At 72.4% G+C, this 1,888-nt stretch carries 2 protein-coding genes and 1 pseudogene; 2 read left to right on the plus strand and 1 reads right to left on the minus strand.

All coding sequences use genetic code 11. From position 1 onward, the window contains the following. A pseudogene (locus ABZ297_RS46765) lies at nt 1–110 on the minus strand (ABC transporter ATP-binding protein); the annotation flags it as partial. On the opposite strand from ABZ297_RS46765, the gene ABZ297_RS46770 reads away from it, so the two are divergent. After that, the gene (locus tag ABZ297_RS46770; RefSeq protein ID WP_355361069.1) at nt 110–673 is read left to right on the plus strand and encodes a hypothetical protein; all 564 of its coding nucleotides are present in this window, start codon (nt 110–112) and stop codon (nt 671–673) included. The pseudogene ABZ297_RS46765 and the gene ABZ297_RS46770 sit on opposite strands and share 1 nt — an antisense overlap. A 203-nt stretch (nt 674–876) precedes the next feature. After that, on the plus strand, nt 877–1,888 hold a 1,012-nt coding region (locus ABZ297_RS46775; RefSeq protein ID WP_355361072.1), incomplete at its 3' end, for a LacI family DNA-binding transcriptional regulator.

Genomic DNA, 1,888 nt, shown 5'->3' on the forward strand with positions numbered 1-1,888 from the left:
AGCACCAGGGCCAGCATGATGCCGACCCGCTGGCGCATGCCGCCGGACAGCTGGTGCTGGTGCGAGTCGAGCACCCTGGCGCCGTCGAGGCCCATCCGGCCCAGCAGCTGTGGCCGCCTTCGCGGGGCACCTCAGCGAGGGCGCCGCCATCGACTGGGCCGCGCTGCACGCCCGCTGGATCCTCGACACGGACCCGGCCGCCGCGCCGCTCGCGTACACGATCTTCGCCGTGGCGATGACCACCGTCCGCCTGCTCGGCGACCCCATCCGCGCCCGCCTGGGCTCGGTCCGCACGATCCAGCTCGCGGGCGTCCTCGCCACCTGCGGGTACGTCCTGGTGCTCGGCGCGCCCCTGACGGGCGAGGCGCTCAGGGTGGTCTGCGCGTGGACCGGCTGGGCGCTGGCGGGCGTCGGGCTGGCCACGGTCGTGCCGGTCATCTTCAGCGCCGTCGGCGCGGCGGGCGGGCCGGTCGGCCGCGCGCTGTCGCTGGTCACCGCGTTCGGCTACAGCGGCATGCTGGTGGGGCCCGCCGTACTCGGGTACGTCGCGGAGGCCTCGTCGCTGCCGGTGGCGCTGATCATCCCGGGTGCGCTGGCCGCCGTCATCGCCCTCTCGGGCGCCCCCGCCATCCGCGCCCTCCCGCGAGCCGACCGCGTGCCCGTCGAGTCCTGACCCCCGGCGCTCCCGTGGAGAGACGTCCCGCAGCCGTTCGGGCCCTGGTCGCCCGGACGGCTTCGCTTTGCCTGTTCACGGTGTTGACCTGGGGTTATTCGATCGTTACTTGACCTGCAGGTTACATCCCTGTTTCATGTGCGGCACATCGTAAACGTTTACAGAAGATGATCTGGAAACGTTTACTTCACGGAAGGACAGCCTTGGCCGAAGGACCCACGATCACTACGATCGCCGAGCGTGCGGGCGTCTCGATCGCCTCGGTCTCGCGGGTGCTCAACGGCCTGCCGACCCGGCAGGAGACCGTCCGCAAGGTGATGGCCGCCGCCGACGAGCTCGGCTACGTGCGCAACGCCGTCGCGAGATCGCTCAAGTCGCGCCGCACCCACCAGGTCGCCTTCGCCATGGCCGACGTGGGCAACCCCGCCTACCTGGCCATGCTGCGGGAGATCCAGCCCGTGCTGAAGGCCGCCGGGTACCGGCTCGTCCTGCACTCCACGGACGCCGTCGCCGCCGACGAGATCGACGTGCTGCACAGCCTCGGCGAGCGCTACGTCGACGGGCTGATCATGAGCCCGCTGCGGGTCACCGACGAGCACCTGCAGATGCTCTCCGCAGCCAGGGCGCCTGTGGTGATCATCGGGTCCGTGCCCGAGGGCACGCCCGTCGACAACGTCCGCGCCGACTCGCGCACCGGCGTCAGGCTGGCGATCGACCACCTGCACGCCCTCGGGCGGCGCCGGATCGCGCTGGTCAACGGCCCGCTCGACACCGTCCCCGGCGCGGCGCGCAGCGGCGCCTACCGGGACGCGCTGCTGGCGCTCGGCCTGCCCTACGACGAGAACCTCGTGCAGATCGGCGACTTCTACCGGGCCGAAGGGGCCCGCGCGGTGGCGGAGCTGCTCGCCAGGGTGTCCGACGTGGACGCGCTGATGTGCGCGAACGACCTGATCGCCCTCGGCGCCCTCGATGTGCTGCGGGCGGCCGGCAGGCGAGTTCCCGAGGACGTGGCAGTGGTCGGCATGGACGACACCGACCTCGCCGCCGCCTCCTGGCCGTCGCTCAGCAGCGTCTCGCTCGGCTCCGCCGAACGCGGCAAGGCCGCCGCCGAGCTGCTGCTCGACCGGCTGCAGCACGGCGACCGCGAGCCCCGCCTCCACGAGCGGGTCAGGGTGATCCTCTGGTACCGGGTGCCCAAAGAGGAGGTGCAGCCGC

The organism is Nonomuraea sp. NPDC005983 (assembly GCF_040614375.1).
In the GTDB taxonomy this organism is placed as follows: Bacteria; Actinomycetota; Actinomycetes; order Streptosporangiales; family Streptosporangiaceae; genus Nonomuraea.